Here is a 19154-nt window from a genome sequence, read left to right as displayed (position 1 = left end):
CAGTTTATATTTGAATAATGACTTCTGAAACAAACCCATCCGTTAGAACCCGTTTTTTCGATACTAAAATCGAATTCCTGAAAGGAGTAGGGCCGCAAAAAGCTGCTTTGCTCAATCAGGAACTGAATATTTTCACCTTCGGCGACCTTATCCAGCATTACCCTTTCCGGCACGAGGACCGCAGCGTTTTTCACAAGCTCAGCGAACTGAGTGAACAAATGCCTGCGGCGCAGGTCAAGGGCCGTTTGCGTGATTTTTTGATAGCCGGAGAAGGTAATAAAAAAAGACTGGTAGGCCAGTTTCAGGATGGGACCGGCTCCTTGGAGCTTGTATGGTTCCAAAGCATCACTTGGTACGAAAAGTGGTTGAAACGTGGCGGGGAATATATTGTTTACGGAACCCCCGTATTGTTCGGCGGGAAATGGAGCATTACCCATCCGGAGATAGAAGTGCTGACGCAGGAAAATTCGACAGCAGGTTATTGGCAGCCCATTTATCCGCTCACGGAAAAACTGCGCAGGAAGTTCCTCGACAGTAAGGCATTAAGTAAAATGGTGCGGAGCCTGCTCGAAATAGCACATTCACATGTAAGGGAAACCTTACCCGAAACGCTTACCCAAAAATACAGGCTGATCACGAAAGCGCAGGCATTGTGGCATTTCCATTTGCCTCAGGATGCCAGGACGCTGCACCAGGCTCAGCGGCGGTTGAAATTCGAGGAGCTGTTTTATAACCAGTTTAGGTTGATCAAAAACAAGCTGCTGCATAAGACGGAGTATCCGGGACTGGTATTTGACAAAACAATGCTGGTCAAGGAGTTTTACGACCAGCATTTGCCATTCAAGCTTACAGACGCGCAGATACGGGTTTTGCATGAAATCCACGAGGACCTGAAAACCGGCAAACAAATGAACCGCCTCTTGCAAGGTGATGTGGGTTCGGGAAAGACGATCGTGGCATTCATCACCATGCTTTTTGCGCTGGACAACGACGCACAAGCTTGCCTCATGGCGCCGACCGAAATTCTGACCGACCAGCATTACCAGGGCCTCAAAAAGTTTGCGGACCTGCTCGGTGTCAACATTGCCAAACTTACCGGCTCGACCAAGAAGAAGGAGCGGGAGGTAATCCATCGCGAGCTGCTGAATGGCACGCTGCACATCATCGTCGGTACGCACGCATTGATCGAGGACGCGGTACAATTCAAGAATCTAGGCCTTTGTGTGATCGATGAGCAGCACCGCTTCGGAGTTGCCCAGCGTGCGAAACTTTGGGCTAAAAACAAACACGTTAACCCCCATATGCTTGTCATGACGGCCACGCCTATCCCGCGGACGCTTGCGATGACACTGTACGGCGATCTGGATATTTCTGCTATTAATGAGCTACCAGCAGGTCGGAAGCCTATTAAGACAGTACATCGTTTTGACAAACACCGCCTGTCGGTTTTCGGTTTTTTGAAGGGGGAAATTGCCAAGGGACGGCAGGTTTATATGGTATATCCGCTGATCGAAGAATCCGAAAAAATGGATTTGAAAGACTTGATGGATGGCTATGAGAGTGTCGCAAGGGCATTTCCGGGTATTCCGCTGAGCATTGTGCACGGCAAAATGCGGTCGCAGGACAAGGATTTTGAAATGGCGCGTTTTGTGCGGGCGGAAACGAAGATCATGGTCGCCACGACGGTGATCGAAGTAGGTGTCAATGTACCCAATGCCTCGGTAATGGTGATCGAGAATGCCGAACGTTTTGGATTGTCGCAATTGCACCAGTTGCGCGGCAGGGTGGGGCGCGGAGCGGAACAATCGTATTGTATTCTGATGACCGATTATAAGCTCAGCAAGGATACGAAACTGCGGATCGACACCATGTGCCGTACCAATGACGGTTTCGAAATAGCCGAAGTGGATTTGCAGTTACGCGGCCCGGGCGATATTTCCGGGACACAACAAAGCGGACTGGTAGATTTGCTCGTAGCCAATTTGGCGCAGGACGGCGAAATCTTGAAGGCTGCACGAGCCTCGGCAGAAGAAATCCTGACCGCGGATCCCGATCTGCTCCAGCCGATCCACCAACCCATACGCAGCCATCTCGAAAACCTGCGCAAGGAAGAAACCAACTGGAGCCGGATCAGTTGATCATCAAGATTTTATTTCACGGATCTCGCTGGCAAATTCGTAGGTCTGAGGGCGCGTCACATGCAATGCGGCTCCCAGCGAAGTGGCATAAGGCAGATCCGATACGTAAACTTTATGGTTGGGGTAGTTTTTTGCGATGAGGCGGGTGAATATTTCGTTACGCGCAAATCCCCCATCGATATAAATGGCATGAACGTCTTTGACATTCACGAGATCCAGCGAGACGAACAACAGTTCGGTAAGTCCCTTAATTAAATGATGATAAGCCGCCTCGGCCGACCTGAATGCGCTAACCTGCCATTCCTGCGTATTGGCCGCCGGAAATGGGCCGTTGCCCGTCATACAGGCTGTGAAGAATTTGGGCGTCTCGGCTTTTAGGATTTCCTCGTCAAACACGACCTTTTTGTAAAAGTCTGGCTCAACATTGAAATACTCCACAATACGCGCCACCTGATAGTCGTGCTCCCGTCCGAGGAACAGGCGTGAGGCTGTCACGCCACTACCTTCGGGTGTGAGGTAATTCATGCAATCGCGCTCCAACTGATAGGAAGTCAGCGGTTTGGATGCGAACGAATTGAAATTGATACACCAGGTACCGGTCGATAGCAATACAAACGGCTTTTTTACAGCCATCCGATAAGGTATTAATGCAGACGAGCTGTCGTGCAAGCCAAAACCCGACTGGATGCCTTTGTCGCCATGGCGGTAAATAAAAGACGATGAAGCCAGTACCGGTGCCAGTTTTTTATGAATGGTTTCCTGTTTTACCCACTCGTGGTAATCCCACATTTCGAAGCTCCACAATGCGGTATGGCAGCCAAGCGACGTGTAATCGCTCACTTTGCGGCCTGTTAGCAGGTAAAGGATATATTGAGGTAAATGCAATGTGGTCGCAATCTGGCTGTAAATCTCAGGCCTGGTATATTTGAGCCAGTACAGTTGCATACCCGAATTCAACATGCCCATGGAAGGAGAGCCGGTTTGCAGCGAAATGCGTGTCGGGTCGCCGTAGGTGCTGTAAAATTGCCTCGAAAGTTCTTCCGGGAACGGTTTGAGGTACGAGTACAGCGGTGTAAGCGGGCGGTTGGCATGGTCGAGGTGCACGAGGCTCGCGCCGTAGCCTGCTACATTTACTGCCTTAATATCGTATTTAGGGTCAGCCAAAAGTTCGGCCCAGCGGTCCTGTACCCATTTGGTCAACAATTCACAATCTTCGGTAGGGAAGCCGTCTTCGTCAACTGTTTCTGGGAGGTATTCCGAAAACTCGTGAACGATGTTGTACTTTTCGTCAAAAAGTACATACTTCTTATTAGTCCTGCCAATATCAAAAACCGCTGTTACTTTCATTAGTGGAATATCACTTTTTTACCCGGAAATGTATTTTTTCGGTCAATATAGTGACTTTACGTTAAAACCAATACCCTTACCCGTTCTTTTAAAATCTTTGCGGAAAACCGTAGAGAGCAGGATACTTTTAGACCGATTTTTCCAGGATCGGGCGGAACACTTTCGTCCATCTTTTGTAACCTTCTTCATTCATATGTAAGCTGTCGCCTACGAAAATTGCACCATCGGGACGCCCGTTTTTGAGCATCACCGGCCACACGTCGATGTAATGGTGGTTTTTATCTTTTTTGATATAATCCTGGATCAGTTTGTTGGCCTTAATCACGTCTTCACGCTTGGCCCAGCGTGAAGGCGAAGGTTTCAGCGATACGCCGTAAATCTGCACCTCTGGCTGTTTGTCCCGTATTTTTTGCACGAGCGTCACATATGCGTCACGCACTTGCTCGGGCGACTTAGGTTTTTTGCCAAACATGTCATTCTCGCAATAGATCACCACCGTTTTGGGCTTGTATTTCGTGATAGCGCGATCGGCATAATAGATCACTTCCGGCAATGTAGAACCTCCAAAACCGCGGTTAATGATCGGCAGCGGTGCGAGGTCTTGTGCTGCATTCTGCCATTTGGTAAATGAAGAGCTACCCGTGAAAACTATCCCGCCCGGCGCTGGCATTTGCTGAGCGTCCTTTTTCTCGAATTCAAGTATCGCATTTTCCGAACGGGTTACCTCGTAATCGGGCTCCCAGGGCCCGGCGAGGTTCGTAGTTTGTGGTTTATGGCAGGCGCTGAATGCAGCGAAAAGGACAATCAGAAGGTGTTTTTTCATTACAAATAAAAAGTGGATATGGCCTTAAAAGCCATATCCACTGGGGTTTTAATGTGTTTGGGTTTAACTATTTCAAAGCGGCGCTAGTCTTTCAAAAAATAGCGTAAGCCGAGCCCAACACTAGGAAGCGTGATGGACGGGCTGAAACCGTAATTCAACTGGTTGCTGTGGGAGCGGGCTCCCGTAGTGCGTTCCTGAGTATTTCGCCGGGTAAATTGCACTGCTACCGGCTGTGCAAATCCGATGGAAGCCGTTAGCCACCAACGCTCATCCAGGCGGTAATAGGCCCCGGCCGACACGCCTAACGACAGCGCAAAAGCATGGGTTTTGACATCCCAGCTATAATTTTCATTATTTTCTCGTTGCTTCCCATAGAGATAAGATACGTCGGGTCCAAGGCTTGCGAACACGCCGACCTTATCATTAAAATGTTTGTAAAACTGCCAAGCATGTCCCACACCGAATCCTACACTGCTTATTCCGCTAATGGTAGTTGTTTCGCCGCTATTGTCGGTAAGATATCCTTTTCCGGCACGAAGCGATGTGCTTAGGTTCCATACATTAGCGCGTGTGTTGGATTTGAACCGGCCGATGCCGGTGGAAACATTGTAACCATAACTATGCGTAGCTTTCGAGATATCGGGATTGGTATTGTTGAAATCGAGCGACAGGCTACCGGTAAGAAACCGTTTCCCTTCATATTGAGCGAATGCCCCGCCTGATACACACGTCAGCACAGCCAGGATCAAAAATGTAATGTTTTTCATAGCGGTGAGCTTATTTAGGTTGTAAATACCAGGCTGCCCTGATTCCGAAGTATTGTGAGATTGACGACGTCACGCCTGCATTTAAACTGAACTGATTTTTGTCCTGGAAGCTTACGTAGCTCGCTGAAAGCGAAAGCACGTTGATATCCGATTCGAGCGCAAAACTTGGGGTAACCCAGAAGACCACTCCGGGATTGATGAACACTCCGCCCGAATAGCCATTTTCATACTTTGTTCCGTCTTCCATCGGCATTTTGGAACGCAGGTAGGCAAGGTTGGCACCTGAATGCAGAAACAGTGCCCATTTCGGACTGAGTGACTTATATTTTCGTATAAAAGGAGTCAGGTTCACCGCAAGCGAATTACCACTTTTCCGCCCCTTCGAGCCGGGATAATCATAGGAGGTCTTGAAAAAGGCATGCGAGGTCGAAAGCCTCAAACCGAACATGAAATTGTCTCGCGTGAACCAGCCGGTTTGCAGCGATGGATAAATATTGGTCACACTGCTTTTGGATTCCGATTCATTCGGTACCTCATTTTTCATGTTGTTCCCATTGGCGGTTATTGTTGTACCCCAGTGGACGGTCCCTTTCTGCAACTGCGCCTCCGCACTTCCTGCCAGAAACAGCATCCCCGGCAGTAACAATAGAAAAATTTTTTTCATGGTTCATACATTTAGTTCTTGGGAGCAATTTACTAACCATAATGTAACCACCTAATCATTTAAATTTATTTAACAAAAAAGAAGCAGCCAATGCGCTTGGCTGCTTCTAAGAATTACCGATACCAAATTTAACCTAACAATCTTGGGCTCTGAGCTTTCAGCATGCAACTGTCGGCCCTGGCCATTTTATATTTTAGAATACACCTTGCCAGTTGCCCTGGCGGTAGTATTGTAACAATCTTTGCTGCATCAGGTAATCATATTTTGCCTGAATGGCCGTGCCCTGTGCCTGGGCGAGCTTGGCTTTTGAAAGCGTGTATTCGAATATACTCGACACTCCCGCATTGAATTTACTTTCGACAACCGCAAATGCCGCGGCTAATGATTCGACCTGTCCTTCCGCCGCTGCGTGTTTGTCGGCCATGGCATTCAGGTTGAGTACGGCGGTTTCGATGGCCTGGCGGAGTTGCTGATTTGTGATATCCAGCGTATTTTGTGCCTGGCGTTCCTGTACTTTGGCCAGCTCTACCCGCGGCCGGGTTACCCAGCGACCCATGATCGGGATGTTAAGGCCGAGGTTTATATAGCCGTTCCGGGTTGCATTCAACTGCTTGAAGTAGTCGAGGTTATCGTTCGAGGAAGCGTAAAACGCCCGCACGTTGGTACTCAGGTTTAGCGACGGATAGTTCAAGGCCTTGATCGATTTCACAAGGTATTTATAACTCTGACGGTTCAGTTCGGCGCTGCGGATTTCCGGGAACGTTTTGATCGCGTTTTCATACAATTCCGTCGCGTTGGCTGCGGCCGGTGTAATACTTTCTTTCGGCAACAGCGGTTCAAATTCTATATTGTCGTCGGGTGTGACATTCATTCGCTGGAACAACGCAAGCCGGGCCGTACGGTAATTGCTGAGAGCTGTTACCTGCAAGTATCTATCATTCGCCAGTTGCGCTTTGATTTCGGCCAGGAGGTTGTTACCGGCTGTTCCGGCCTCTACCTGTTTCTGCACCTTGTCGACTTGCTGCTGCGATGACGCTACCTGTTGTTCTGCGGCCTCGAACAATGCTTTGGTCGCCAGCACATTGACATAGCCTTGCATCAGCAGTACAGTCTGTGCATTGAGCACCGCAGTCCGGTTTTCCATCGCCGATTCTTTCAGCAATGTTCCCTGACGAGTCTGGTTTTGCAGTTTTCCGCCTTGGTAAACAGGCATTTGGAAACCGGTACTGATCGAATTATAGCCGTAAAGTTGGTCTATATATTCATTTGTGTATTGGTCAATGCTGCGGCCAAGGTTAAGGCTTTGGTCAGCCGTAATATAAATTTGAGGAAATATCTGCGACCTGGTCTGGCGTAATTGTGCCTGCGCGGCTTCCGCCTGCAATGAGCCTTGGTGATAAAGAAGGTTATTTTTGGCCAGCAGGTCCACGCATTCGGCGAGGCTCAGTTTGGGTTGCGCCTTTCCGAGGAGAGGCAGGATGCAGATAAGTAGTATAAAAAAGCGTTTCATGGCTAATAGATTAAGTTAGGTCAGGCCAGCCAGCCGTCCTTCAACCGCACGACACGGTTGCCGAAACCCGCATTGGTTTCCGAGTGGGTTACCTGGACGATGGTGACTTTGTCTTCCTGGTTAAGTTTTTGAAATAATTCCATAATCTCGATTGCCTGTTCCGAATGCAAATTGCCCGTGGGCTCATCAGCGAAAATCACTTTCGGGTTGTGTACAATGGCGCGGGCTACACCTACGAGCTGCTGCTGGCCACCGGAAAGCTGATGCGGGAACAGGTCTTTCTTAGCTACCATATTGAAGCGGTCGAGGAGCTCGGCAACCCGGCTCTTACGCTCGGACGACGGCGTACCTTTGTACAAAAGCGGTGTTTCGATGTTTTCATACACGGTCAGCTCGTCGATCAGGTGATAGGCCTGGAACACAAAACCGATGTGGTGACGGTGCAATTCGGTGCGTTTCTTTTCGGACAGTTTCTGAACTGGTTCGTCAAGGAAAAGGTATTCGCCTTCCGAAGGTTCTTCGAGCAATCCGAGGATATGTAACAGGGTGGATTTACCTGAGCCCGACGGGCCCATGATCGATATAAACTCACCTTCTTTAATATTCAAATCAATGTGGCGCAACACGTATGTCTTGCCAAAGCCTGCCGGGTAATATTTGGATATTTTTTCTAACTGGATCATAAAAATGTGAAGTTGGAGATTTGGTATGTAATTAAGGATAACCTGTTCGAAAAACAAATCCTTACATCCGTCTCTCTTATGCCAGTCCTATTTTAAAAAGGCTTGCCAAAATTATAAGTTGTTGATAATCAAATAAATTTAGATCAATAACTAAATAGCTACGTCCGATACCGTACAAAATGTGTGCGCATTCGGACGCGCTGTGCGGGTATTCCGGTTAATGTGAAAAATGGCTTATTCAGAACGCAAAACCCGCACCGGATTCACGGCCGCAGCCCTCAATGCCTGCACTATGATCGTTACCAATGCCAGCGTCATTGCCACTGCGCCGGAGGCTGCAAAGACCCACCAGGGCAAGCCGGTGTGGTACGCAAAGTTGTTGAGCCATGAATGCATCAGATAATACCCGGCCGCGGATGCTATCATGATCGCAGTGAGGATGATGCGGATAAATTTTTGGAAAAAAACGAAGGCAATGTCATACCGGGTGGCACCGAGGACGACCCGGATGCCTGTCTCACGCCTACGTTGCGCAATGCCCAAATGCACCAGACCGAACAGTCCCAGGCCGCATATGAAGACCGAAATGACGGTGACGAAAGTGATGATTTGCTGCCAGCGAAGCTCGGATGCATAAGCGCGTGCGTTGGCGTCGTGGAGGAAAGTGTAGTCGAAGACAGCGTCGGGGAGGATCTTTTTGAATGTTTTTCCCAGTTTTTCGATGGCCTGATGCTCCCGGTTTTGGGCGATTTTAACCCACAAAGTTCCGCCGCCATAATGCTTGCTCATCGGCATGATCAGCGGTCCGATGCGTTCTTTGAGGGAGTTGAAATGGAAATCACCGACCACGCCCAAAATTGTAAGAGGCTGGTTACCAAAATAATCGTCGGGAATGAGCATTTTTCCGACAGGCTCGGTAATGCCTGCTTTTTTGACAAATGCGTCGTTCACCAGTACACCCGATTTTTGATCGGAAGTGAAGGCAGGGGAGAAGTTTCGCCCTTCGAGCAACTTCATTTCCAGCATCGGTAGATAGTTTTCGTCGACCGTACGCACATTTGTCAGGAATTTTTGGCCATTCACTCTCACATCGCGATTGCCAAAATCGCCAGCCAGCGAAATTGCCCGAAAGTTGGCGTCATCTGCCATTGCATTCATAAACCGGCTGTGAACCTGATGCACATCCCGCACGCCCCGGATCTCGATTTTTACGACCTGATCGGGGTTATAACCCAGGTTTTTGGAACGGATAAAATGCATTTGCCGGTAAAACACCAGGCTGGCAATGCCTAGCAGGATCGCCATCGCAAATTGGAATACCATCAGCATGTTGCCTGCTGGGTTTTTGCCTGCCAGCTGCATTTTTGAATAGAGCGTTTCCACCGGGCTAAACCTGGAAAGTAACCACGCCGGATAAAGCGCGGCGCAAACGACATTGACGAGAAATACACAAAACACCCAGCCAAGCAGCTCTGGCGAACAAATTTGCTCGTGGAGTACATGCTTCTGCGTCAGGTAATTGAATGCGGGCAGCAGCAGCACGACCAGCAAAAGTGCAATCATCATCGACAAGCTGATCAGTATGCCCGATTCTCCCAGAAATTGCATAATGATTGCGCCGCTCCCGCTGCCAGTTGCTTTCCGGATGCCTACTTCCTTGGCACGTTTCATGGACGATGCGATGTGGATATTGATGAAATTAATGCTGGCCATCAGTAAAATAAACCCGGCCATACCGACGAAAATATAAGAATAGACCGGCTTGCTGGTGTTGATAATACCCGACTCTCCATTCTGGTTTGGAATCTCGTGGCCATTCAAATGAATGTCAGTTATTTTTTGGAGGCCGTAAGTGATAGCAGATGCCTCGGGCCGATCTTTCCGCTGCTTTTGCGACAATGCGCCGGCAATGCGGTTGACCTTGAGAATGACCGTCATCGGATCGGCATCGGGCCGTAACACTACAAATGTGCCCAGATAGGCATTCAACCAACTGGTGTCGTCGAACGACACTTTCATGAAATCGAATGGGAAAAGTACATCGAACTGGATGGAAGAATTCGCTGGCGGATCTTCGCTTACACCTGCGATCACCAGCGGTTTTCCGATCCGCATCGCAGAGGGGTCGGCATCCATTTGGAGCAGCTCGCCGATTACATTGGTGCGACCGAAGAATTTTAATGCCGTCCTCCGTGTGATGACAACGGAATTGACATCCAGCAACGCAGTGCGGGCATTTCCATGCAGCAGTTTAAAAGAAAATACACCGAAAAATGAAGGGTCAACGAAGAGCAGTTGTAGCTTGAATGCGTCATGTCCGTGGCGCACGTCGCCATAAATGTCGCCGCCCATTACACGTGCATAATGCGCGATCTCGGGCATACGTGCCTGGAATGCGGGACCTTGCACCTGACCCGTACCGCCTGAGGTAATTACCTCGCCTCGTTCACGGTAAGTACTGGTAATGCGGTAAAGATGAGGATTGGTGCGATGGAAGCGGTCGAAGCTGCGTTCATCGGCGATGTAGAGCGCAGCAAAAAGCATGCACGCCGTGCCGATCGCCAGACCGGCGATATTGATCAATGCATATAGCCGTCCCTGCCAGAGCTGACGCGCTGCGATTTTAAGAAAAGTTTTGAACATGGATTTTCAGGAATGGACCTCCATCTTATAGCCTACGCCATGGATGGCGGTGATTTTGACTTGCGTATCGGGCGCCAGCAGCTTACGGAGCCGCGACACGAATACATCGACGCTCCGGCCAACGGTAACCCCTTCATCTTCCCAAACCGATTTCAGGATCAGGTCCCTTTCCAACACCTGGTTGGCGTTTCGGACAAAAAGGGCGAGAAGCTTGGCCTCCCGGAACGTCAGCGTTTGGGTTGTTTTGCTATTATATAGCAACTGGTTGGTGATGTCCAGCCACGAGTGCCCAAATGCGAGCCGTGAATCCGGAACAGGCGCGTGCTCCAAAGCTGCTTCCCTGACTTTCTTATGACGCGACCTGTTCCAGGCGATAAACCCAAGGGCCGCCAGTGTTCCCCCAAACGAAACGAATAGCCACGCATTACCAACCGATTTGGCTTTGGTGGTTTCAGGAGTAAACCGCACCTGCAATACATAGCAGCCCTCCGCGCGCGCCCTGCTTTGGCATGGAACGCCTCCGGGTTGTTTCAAATCTAAGAACTGGTAACCAAGCCGAACCTCGCCGCTATCGCAATCGAGCACCGTCACGCTGTACGGACGGTCGAGATGATACGCATCGAAAGATTGCTGTAACAGCTGGGGCAATTTGTCATAATCGAACATATGCTCCATACGGACGGAAAACGTGTTGGCATCTGCTTGGGTTATGGGCGGGATCGCGGAAATTGAATCGCCATTAGCGCGCAGCAGTTGGTGGACAGTACGCCGGAGTGAAAGGTTCACGTTTTCCGAGAACCGGACGGCCTCGTTATTGGCGACGGCAGTGCCAACCCATCCGGCCAGCAAGCCGATAAGCAGCAGGGTAACCCTAAAAATAGCCTTCAAATGTCCCATGAAACAGCGGATACAAGAATCAAATTTAACCAATTTCAGCAATTGTCCTTCTTCTTGTTTAAGCCAAAAAACCATTCGAATTGCGGGACAATTTGCGTGCTTTTGATCGTGATAACCTGTCGCCCGATCACTTTGTTAGGCTCCGAGGGGTCGATAATGAGCTGGTCACCCGCTTGGGCCGATTTCAGGACTTCAGCGATTTCATAACGCATCACCGCATGGTTGTGTGCGTAGGCGCTGCCATTCACAATTTTGCCGTCGCGTTTCAGGTAAATTAGAAAGGGCACCAGCGTTCGTTGCTTCGAGGCCGGATCGCTTTTGGCAAGTGTGATAACACCACGGGTAACGCGTGCAAATTCTGCGGTGCCGATGACATTGCCATTCAGCAGCAATGGATTTGAGTCAAATGAATCGGTCGGGTGCGGCAGCGCGACAGACGCTTGAAGCGAGCAAAAAAGTGTCACAGCAAAAATGATTTTAAGTGTTTTGGTTTTCATATCGGCATGGTTTTGGTGATTATTGCGAACTCATCCAAAAATACCCGGCCGGCGGCGGTCGCGTTACATTACCTGGTAAAACAATGTAAACGAAATGTAAAAGATTGGTTTTGGGACTTTAACGGCCTTTTATAGCACGGTTAGTTAATCGCTATTAATTTTTAATTAAAGCAGAACATTATAAGCATTAGCCATTGTTACATTTTTAAAACTCTAAAACACTCACTTGAAAACAGTAGCCTCCAACGATCCTTATGCAGCGCTCCGCCATTCTGATTTCCGGTTTTTTGTATCCAATTCTTTTCTTTTTTCTGCCACCATCCGCATTCAGGAGGTCATTGTCGGTTATGAACTGTACAAAACCACACACGACCCGCTCGCATTAGGCCTCGTTGGGCTCGCAGAGGCGATACCATTCATTATCACGTCGCTTTTTGGCGGTTATGTCGCCGACCAGAAAAACAAGATCACGATCATGCACATCAGCCTCGTGGTGATCCTGCTAGGTTCGGGTGTGCTTTACACCGCTTTTCAGCCTGGTATTTACAATATGCTTTCGAAGGGGCAGCATTTGGCGGTGCTCTATTCAGTTTTTGGATTAATCGGTTTTGCGAAGGGTTTTTACTCTCCCGCGGCCAGTTCGCTGAAACCATTTCTCGTCCCGCGCACGATCTATTCCAACTCTTCTACTTGGAGCAGCTCTTTCTCGCAAGCGGGGGCCATTATCGGACCCGCGGCTGCTGGGTTTCTCTATGCCTACCTCGGTCTTACGCACACATTAATGATCGTCATTGGTAACTTTCTGATCTGCTGGTTCTTGCTGGGGCTGATTAAAACCCGTCCCGAGTTTCCGAAAATCGTTACACCCATTGTGGAAAGTCTTAAAGAGGGTTTCAAATTCGTTTTCAAAACGCGTATTGTGCTTTATGCCATGACATTGGATCTCTTTTCTGTCCTCTTCGGTGGTGTGATCGCATTGCTTCCCATTTTTGCCGAAGACATTCTGAAAGTAGGCCCCGAAGGGCTAGGCCTCCTTCGTGCCGCGCCTTCAATAGGTTCCATGCTGACGATGTTTGCCATGGCCTACTTTCCGCCTACGCATAACGCATGGCGCAATATGCTGGTTGCAGTGGCTGGTTTTGGCGTCTTCACACTGGTTTTTGCAGCTTCTACAAACTTCATGCTCTCCTGTGCAGCGCTTTTTGCCACCGGCGTCTTCGATAGTGTAAGCGTTATTATCCGTCAGACCATCCTGCTCATCTACCCGCCCGACGAAATGCGTGGCCGCGTAGCCGCCGTCAACGGCATTTTTGTCAGTTCCTCGAACGAACTTGGCGCTTTCGAATCTGGTGTGATGGCCAAAGCATTTGGTACGGTTCCCTCTGTGATGATGGGAGGGGTCGCGACACTGGTTGTGGTGATTTGGATTTATATGAAGTCTAAGGATTTGCTGGCGGTGAAGTTGAGTTAGAAGTGGGCTTGGCTATTGCACAAACAAATATTTTTTTTTGTTAAACAACATATCCATTGACTATGTAGATCCACAAAAATATTGTCACGCTGGAACCTAGGAAAAGAGGCGGGAAGCCATGTATCAGAGGAATGCGCATTACAGTGGAAGATATTTTGCGATGGCTGGTGTCCGGAATGTCATTTGTAGAAATACTGCTTGACTTTCCGGAACTGACACGTTAGGATATCACTGTCGCATTGGAATTTTCTGCGGATCAACAGAAGCGTACATTTTATGACATGGCTGCATGAAGTTCTGATCGATCAGAATATTTCACAGCGCATTTCGCCTTTGCTGGCTCCTTATTTCAATGTATTGGATCATGTCAGAAAGCTTGGATTGACAGACGCAGATGATTACCTCATCTTTAATGTATGTGCGTGACAATGGTTATGAAGCGGTAACCACGCTCGATGAAGATTTTATCAAATTGATAAACCAGCTCTCGCAACCGCCTAAGATCATCTGGATCAGAACCGGAAATATTTCAACCAAAGTGCTTTCTGATATTCTCAGTGATAAAGCCGAGATAATCAAAGAATTCATTCAAAGTGCTGACTTCGATATTACGAGGTTTTTAAATCCTGATGATTCATTTTCTGATCATTCGCTCCGCAAACTCTTCACGGGATCCATCACAGCTGTCTTGTAAGTCTGCGTTGCCACCAGCACAGTGATCATTACCCCGAATGCAATGCCAATCCCTGCAAAAATATCCCAGCCAATTTCCATGCGGTAGGCGTAAGTCGCTAACCATTGTTTGCCGAGCAATAGCACAAGCGGGAACGCAATCGCCAATGCTATTATCAGGATTGCCAGAAACTCTTTCAGGAAAAGCAATACCACGTGTAAGCTGGTAGCGCCAAGCACTTTCCGGATGCCAACCTCCCGCGTGCGCCGCGCGACATTCAGCGATACCATCCCCAAAATACCCAGTAGCACGATCACAACGGAAAGAATAGTGGCGATGCGGGATGCCTTTTTGAGCTGCATTTCTGTCATGTAAAGCTTTTGCAGTGTTTCATCCATAAATGCGTATTCAAATGGCGCGTCGGGCATGAGCTCGTGCCATTTTTGCTCAACTACATTCATTGAGCTGCCAAGGTTACCCGCATGCAGACGGATGCTCAGGTAGCGGTAGGTGTTGGTACCACGTACATCGGCAAATGCCAGTGGTTTGATAGTCTGGTGCATGGATGCAAAATGGAAGTCTTGTACCACGCCTGTGATCGTTAATGGTTTGTCGTAGAAATGTACACGGAGCTGTTGGCCCACGGCGTCGCGGGCACTGGCATATCCGAGTGATCTGATGGCCGCTTCGTTCAGGACAATGTTATCGGGTTGATAAGCAGTATTGGGTTCTTGCAGAAATTTTCCGGCAAGCATGCGCATGTTATAGGTGTTGGCATAGCCAACGTCGGTACGTAGAAATGTGGTCATAACCGCGCTTGTAGAATCCTGGCCGGGTTTATATAAACCATATCCGCCTCCATTGCCATTCGGGATTTCATAAGAAAGCGAAATGCTCTTAACCTCTTTGAGGTTGCTGAGGCCATCGCGCACGCGCTCCATTTTAGATAGCCCGTCGGGTGTCCAGTCGCGGGGCACGCCGAGGGTTACGAGAGATTCTTTATCGTAACCCAGATTTTTATTGAAAAAATAATCCACCTGCCTGCCCATTATCCCGGCGCCGGCAATCACGAAAAGGGCGATTGTAAATTGCGCCGCAATGAGCGAACGTCGGAAAAAGATATTATCCTTCACCGATCTTAATTTCCCTTTCATCGATTCTACGGACGGAATGCGCGAAAGCACCCATGCCGGATAGAGGCCGGCGAGTGTTCCGGTTACCAGCGCAAATAGGAGCGGCAAGAGTAACGAATAGGGCATCAGCGACCATAAGGATCCAATGTTTTTGCCTAAAACATCCGCGAATGCTGGCCGAAGCAGTGCATAAAGGCCCATTGAAACCAACATGGCAAGCATTGCCAGTAAAATGGCCTCAGCCAGAAATTGTGCCACCAATTGCCGTTTCAGGCCGCCCAGCGCTTTTCGGACGCCTATTTCTTTGAGGCGCGACGAAGAACTGCCAATAAAAATGTTGACGAAGTTGACGATCGCCATCAATATAATGAATGCGGTAATGCCAGAAAGTGTGAGGATCATTTTGCTGACAATGCCATTGTTGGCTTCCCGGTAATAGTCGCGAAGAGGCGTCAGGTATACTTGCAGATTAGCTTTAATAGCATCGGGTGTGTGCGTAGCGATTTCCTGTGCGATAGGTTTGGCCAGATCCTCCGGTGTGACCCCGTTTTTAAGCTCAATATAATTGACCATAAAAGCGAATCCCCAATTGTCTTCGGAGCCTTTCCGACCTTCCAAGCTGCTGAATGGAAAGAAAATTTCCGCCGGACTATTCAGCAAGTGGGTAACGGAATTGAATGAAGGATTTTTCATGACCGCCATGATCTGATACTCCTGCTTGCCGCCCATGAAGTTATGCAGCGTCAGCGACTCCCCGACCACATTCGATCGCCCAAAGTATTTCAAAGCCTTATTTTCGGTGATTACTATGGAGTTCGGTGCATTCAACGCGGTTCGGGCATCGCCGTGCAGTAACGGAAAGTTGTACATGGCAAGCAAAGTGGAATCGCCGGTTTGCACATCTTCCCGGAAATGCTTGTCGCCATGGGAAACGGCCACGGTAATGGCGTCGTACCGATAGTAGTTCGCCACCAGGTTAGGGTAATCCGCTTTCAAGGCTTTGCTCAGCGGGCCGAGGGTGGTAAGGTCCATTCCCATATCCGGATTAGTCCAACGGCTGCGGATGATGTATTGATTGTCAGCATTCCGAAGGTCTGCATTCACATTCAGCTCGCCCCAGATATAGCTTATGATCAGGAACGAAAATGTCATACCGACCGTCAGACCCAGGATAGTTACCAGCGAATAAAAGCGGCGTTTCAACAAATTCCGCCAGGCGATTTTGAAGTAGTTTTTCAGCATGAGCCAAAACTAACTGTTTTTCAAATCGCTGATTTTCAGCGGTAGGCGGTTTAACGATTTTTAACAGGAATGATGGTCGACGGATGACGGCTGACCGCCGACGACCGTTATGATAGGGTTGCCCTGGTCTATCGTCGATGGTCGATGGTCAAAATTGATACCATACCCGAAATAGACAGTCAGCCATCAAAAATCAATCATTCCGCAATGTCTCCGCCGGATTGGTTGCTGCGGCTTTGTATGTTTGAATGCCGATTGTGAAAAGGCCGATGGTCAGCAGGGCTGCCAGGCAGCTAAAAAATACGCCTGGGCCTATTGTAGCATGGTATGTAAAAATATTAAGGAAGAGAGAGCCTAGCAGGTAACCGATGGGGACGGCGATGATGGCGGCTATCAGGATCATTTTGACAAATGAAGCAGAAAGTAAATGCATGATCTGAGCCACGCTTGCACCCATGACTTTGCGCACACCTACTTCTTTGATCCGTCGCCCCGTCGAATAAGTGACTATACCTAAAAGCCCCATGGCTGCGATCGCAAAGACAAGGAATAGCATGATGTTTGTCAGCTGCTGGTCGCCTCCGCCGGCATGCTGGTCGTACAATTGCTGCTCGTACCATGAATAGACGAAGGATTCATGCGGATGAAATTTTTTCCACACAGCTGCCAGTGCTGCAGTGACCTGTTCCGGATCGGTGCCTTCCGCTATTTCGAGAGAGATGACTTTGATTTCCTTCGGATCGAAAGCCAAAACAAGCGGCATTACCGGCAATTCATAGCGGATTATGCAAAAATCTTTGACAACCCCCGACACGATGACCTCGGTCTGGTTTAGTACGATGGTCTGCCCCACGACATCCTTTGCATTTTTCCAACCCAAGGAACGGACTGCATTTTCATTCAGCACCACAAAATGCACCGAGGTGTCCGAACTAACCGGCATATTTTCGCCGGCTACAAATTTAAGCCGCATATTTTCAATAAAACCGGCATTAGTAGCGTATACATACGCCTCTTTTTGTGAGGCCTCATTTCGTTTTTCGGTCAGTTTGGAAAGCTTTACCTTGCCCGCCATGTCGTTGAAAGTGGCTGAGGCGAGACCGACGCGTTTAACACCTGCTTGCCTCGACATTTCATTACCCAGTAATTTAAAATCACTGTCAGCAACAAGCGGGATATTGAGGATATTTTTTCGGTTAAAATTCTCGTTATCGGTGGCCATATATTTAAACTGGCTATTCATAATGCCTGTGCCTGTCATAAATACCAGCGCTACCACAAACTGAACGATGATGAGCACTCTTCTAAAACCAAGCTTGCCAATACCGCCTGTCACCGTTTCGCCTTTCAAGATGTTGACAGGCTGGTAGCCCGACAGTATCCTCGCTGGTAAAAGCCCGGCAAGAAATCCTGTAATGAGCGTAAAAAGGATAAAAACGAGCCATAGCAAACGGTTGTCATTAACCTGCCAGGTAAGCCAGCGGACGTGTACATTAGCCTGCATGAGTAGCAGCCCGAGATAACCGATACCCAATGCAAGAAAGGCTATGATCATTGTTTCGATCAGGAACTGGAAAATAAGCTGCCGCCTTTTCGCGCCGGCTACCTTCCGTACACCCACCTCACGTGCCCGGCCAAGTGAGCGGGTGAGCGTAAGATTGATATAGTTGAAACCAGCCAACGTGATGATGATCAGCGGAATCAGCAGGCCGACTGTAATTTTCCAGATCGGCTCCACATAGGGATTGTTCAGCAAGTTTTCGTAGTCAGGCGAAATTTCAGATAAGGCCTGGCTACGGAATGTATGACTTTTGATTTCTTTGAAATCGATGGTTTTATGATTCTCACTCGCAATGCCGGTGAGCACGCGGTCCAGTGCATCGCGCGATGCACCTTTTGTCAGAAGTACAAAAGTATAGGAGTTGTAGTCCAGCCAGTTATTCGTATTTAAATCCGATTTGATCAACGGTAATGTAGCCATCGACAGCACCATGTCCGCTTGCAGGTGCGTTTGGTAAGGATCAATGGATTTGAGCACACCGGTGATGGTAATGCTTCCAAAATCTTTGTTGGTCAGCGTCTTTCCAACAGGATTCACAGTACCGAAAAAGCGTTCAGCCATGTCACAGGTCAGCACGGCGGTTCTCGGCTCAGTAGCAGGGGTACCTTTTTCAAGTTTGAATCCAAATACCTCAAAAAAAGAAGAATCGGCATAAAGCCCGTTGGTTCGCAAAGTTTTGACCCCATTACTGAGATCGCCCGCAAATGTGCGGTTGACACGCACGACTTTCTCGACAATGCTTTGCCCATCCTGCAATTGCTGCCCAAGGGGAAACGGCGTCGACGCAAGCCGGTAAACCTTGCCATCCTTGCCGGTTGCATCGGTAAGAATACGGTATGTGCGATCCGGGAAGGGGTGAAAGGTATCTTTCTCAAAAGTGCTTTGCACCTGTATCAGCTGGATGAAACAGAATGTCATAGCAAGCCCTAGTCCACCAATATTGATCAGCGAAAACAGTTTGTGCTTCCAGAGGTTGCGGATTGCGATTTTAAGGTAGTTTTTTAGCATGGGGATGTTAAGTGACGATTGGGGCGACCGCCGACGGCCGACCATGGACCGCCGACTGCGGGTAGGGTGGTCCATGGATCAAGGTCAGTCGTTATGA

At 48.8% G+C, this 19154-nt stretch carries 16 protein-coding genes; 5 read left to right on the top strand and 11 right to left on the bottom strand.

Annotated features, from left to right (window positions below; all coding sequences use genetic code 11):
* Positions 1-17 precede the first annotated feature (17 nt).
* Positions 18-2138: an ATP-dependent DNA helicase RecG gene (gene recG / locus LZD49_RS22700; RefSeq protein ID WP_234669959.1), complete on the top strand. Its 2121-nt coding sequence runs from the start codon at positions 18-20 to the stop codon at positions 2136-2138.
* A 3-nt stretch (positions 2139-2141) separates the two neighbouring features.
* Here recG and LZD49_RS22695 read toward each other — a convergent pair whose 3' ends face one another.
* From LZD49_RS22695 to LZD49_RS22655, 9 genes are all read right to left on the bottom strand, one after another.
* Positions 2142-3485, bottom strand: coding sequence for an FGGY-family carbohydrate kinase (locus LZD49_RS22695; protein WP_234669958.1), 1344 nt, complete (start codon positions 3483-3485; stop codon positions 2142-2144).
* 127 nt (positions 3486-3612) lie between these two features.
* Complete coding sequence (locus LZD49_RS22690) at positions 3613-4308, bottom strand: GDSL-type esterase/lipase family protein (RefSeq protein WP_234669957.1); 696 nt, start codon at positions 4306-4308, stop codon at positions 3613-3615.
* An 83-nt stretch (positions 4309-4391) separates the two neighbouring features.
* Complete coding sequence (locus tag LZD49_RS22685) at positions 4392-5075, bottom strand: outer membrane beta-barrel protein (RefSeq protein ID WP_234669956.1); 684 nt, start codon at positions 5073-5075, stop codon at positions 4392-4394.
* 10 nt (positions 5076-5085) lie between these two features.
* Complete coding sequence (locus LZD49_RS22680) at positions 5086-5739, bottom strand: hypothetical protein (protein WP_234669955.1); 654 nt, start codon at positions 5737-5739, stop codon at positions 5086-5088.
* Positions 5740-5932: 193 nt separating this feature from the next.
* Positions 5933-7249 carry a TolC family protein gene (locus tag LZD49_RS22675; protein ID WP_234669954.1) on the bottom strand — a complete coding sequence of 439 codons (1317 nt, stop codon included), beginning with the start codon at positions 7247-7249 and terminating at the stop codon, positions 5933-5935.
* 20 nt (positions 7250-7269) lie between these two features.
* The gene (locus LZD49_RS22670) at positions 7270-7932 is read right to left on the bottom strand and encodes an ABC transporter ATP-binding protein (RefSeq protein WP_234669953.1); all 663 of its coding nucleotides are present in this window, start codon (positions 7930-7932) and stop codon (positions 7270-7272) included.
* A 234-nt stretch (positions 7933-8166) separates the two neighbouring features.
* Entirely contained in the window at positions 8167-10575 is a 2409-nt protein-coding gene (locus LZD49_RS22665) for an ABC transporter permease (RefSeq protein WP_234669952.1), read from the bottom strand.
* Between the two features lie 6 nt (positions 10576-10581).
* The gene (locus tag LZD49_RS22660) at positions 10582-11472 is read right to left on the bottom strand and encodes a helix-turn-helix domain-containing protein (protein WP_234669951.1); all 891 of its coding nucleotides are present in this window, start codon (positions 11470-11472) and stop codon (positions 10582-10584) included.
* A 35-nt stretch (positions 11473-11507) separates the two neighbouring features.
* Positions 11508-11969, bottom strand: coding sequence for a hypothetical protein (locus LZD49_RS22655; protein WP_234669950.1), 462 nt, complete (start codon positions 11967-11969; stop codon positions 11508-11510).
* A gap of 226 nt (positions 11970-12195) precedes the next feature.
* On the opposite strand from LZD49_RS22655, the gene LZD49_RS22650 reads away from it, so the two are divergent.
* The 4 genes from LZD49_RS22650 to LZD49_RS36135 all read left to right on the top strand — a co-directional run bounded on the left by LZD49_RS22650 (position 12196) and on the right by LZD49_RS36135 (position 14134).
* Positions 12196-13440, top strand: a complete 1245-nt coding sequence (locus tag LZD49_RS22650; protein ID WP_234669949.1) for an MFS transporter — start codon at positions 12196-12198, stop codon at positions 13438-13440.
* Between the two features lie 68 nt (positions 13441-13508).
* A complete protein-coding gene (locus tag LZD49_RS22645; RefSeq protein WP_310590502.1) occupies positions 13509-13664 on the top strand; it encodes a DUF433 domain-containing protein in 156 nt (51 codons plus the stop codon).
* Between the two features lie 52 nt (positions 13665-13716).
* On the top strand, positions 13717-13866 hold the full coding sequence (locus LZD49_RS22640) for a hypothetical protein (RefSeq protein WP_234669947.1): 150 nt from the start codon (positions 13717-13719) through the stop codon (positions 13864-13866).
* Positions 13835-14134, top strand: coding sequence for a DUF5615 family PIN-like protein (locus tag LZD49_RS36135; RefSeq protein WP_409021345.1), 300 nt, complete (start codon positions 13835-13837; stop codon positions 14132-14134). The genes LZD49_RS22640 and LZD49_RS36135 overlap by 32 nt, the downstream gene beginning before the upstream one ends.
* On the opposite strand, the gene LZD49_RS22635 is transcribed toward LZD49_RS36135, so the two are convergent.
* Together LZD49_RS22635 and LZD49_RS22630 are read right to left on the bottom strand one after the other, a co-directional pair.
* Positions 14086-16488 carry an ABC transporter permease gene (locus LZD49_RS22635; protein ID WP_234669946.1) on the bottom strand — a complete coding sequence of 801 codons (2403 nt, stop codon included), beginning with the start codon at positions 16486-16488 and terminating at the stop codon, positions 14086-14088. The two genes, LZD49_RS36135 and LZD49_RS22635, sit on opposite strands and share 49 nt — an antisense overlap.
* Before the next feature lie 193 nt (positions 16489-16681).
* On the bottom strand, positions 16682-19057 hold the full coding sequence (locus LZD49_RS22630; RefSeq protein WP_234669945.1) for an ABC transporter permease: 2376 nt from the start codon (positions 19055-19057) through the stop codon (positions 16682-16684).
* Positions 19058-19154: the final 97 nt, after the last annotated feature.

The organism is Dyadobacter sp. CY261, assembly GCF_021440085.1.
In the GTDB taxonomy this organism is placed as follows: domain Bacteria; phylum Bacteroidota; class Bacteroidia; order Cytophagales; family Spirosomataceae; genus Dyadobacter.
The sequence above is the reverse complement of the archived record's forward strand: the minus strand, read 5'-3'. Positions and strand labels throughout refer to the sequence as shown.

Excerpts from the sequence above, each read along its gene's own strand:
- recG (WP_234669959.1), top strand. The coding sequence starts at position 18 with ATGACTTCTGAAACAAACCCATCCGTTAGAACCCGTTTTTTCGATACT.
- LZD49_RS22695 (WP_234669958.1), bottom strand. The coding sequence starts at position 3,485 with ATGAAAGTAACAGCGGTTTTTGATATTGGCAGGACTAATAAGAAGTAT.
- LZD49_RS22690 (WP_234669957.1), bottom strand. The coding sequence starts at position 4,308 with ATGAAAAAACACCTTCTGATTGTCCTTTTCGCTGCATTCAGCGCCTGC.
- LZD49_RS22685 (WP_234669956.1), bottom strand. The coding sequence starts at position 5,075 with ATGAAAAACATTACATTTTTGATCCTGGCTGTGCTGACGTGTGTATCA.
- LZD49_RS22680 (WP_234669955.1), bottom strand. The coding sequence starts at position 5,739 with ATGAAAAAAATTTTTCTATTGTTACTGCCGGGGATGCTGTTTCTGGCA.
- LZD49_RS22675 (WP_234669954.1), bottom strand. The coding sequence starts at position 7,249 with ATGAAACGCTTTTTTATACTACTTATCTGCATCCTGCCTCTCCTCGGA.
- LZD49_RS22670 (WP_234669953.1), bottom strand. The coding sequence starts at position 7,932 with ATGATCCAGTTAGAAAAAATATCCAAATATTACCCGGCAGGCTTTGGC.
- LZD49_RS22665 (WP_234669952.1), bottom strand. The coding sequence starts at position 10,575 with ATGTTCAAAACTTTTCTTAAAATCGCAGCGCGTCAGCTCTGGCAGGGA.
- LZD49_RS22660 (WP_234669951.1), bottom strand. The coding sequence starts at position 11,472 with ATGGGACATTTGAAGGCTATTTTTAGGGTTACCCTGCTGCTTATCGGC.
- LZD49_RS22655 (WP_234669950.1), bottom strand. The coding sequence starts at position 11,969 with ATGAAAACCAAAACACTTAAAATCATTTTTGCTGTGACACTTTTTTGC.
- LZD49_RS22640 (WP_234669947.1), top strand. The coding sequence starts at position 13,717 with ATGACATGGCTGCATGAAGTTCTGATCGATCAGAATATTTCACAGCGC.
- LZD49_RS36135 (WP_409021345.1), top strand. The coding sequence starts at position 13,835 with ATGATTACCTCATCTTTAATGTATGTGCGTGACAATGGTTATGAAGCG.
- LZD49_RS22635 (WP_234669946.1), bottom strand. The coding sequence starts at position 16,488 with ATGCTGAAAAACTACTTCAAAATCGCCTGGCGGAATTTGTTGAAACGC.
- LZD49_RS22630 (WP_234669945.1), bottom strand. The coding sequence starts at position 19,057 with ATGCTAAAAAACTACCTTAAAATCGCAATCCGCAACCTCTGGAAGCAC.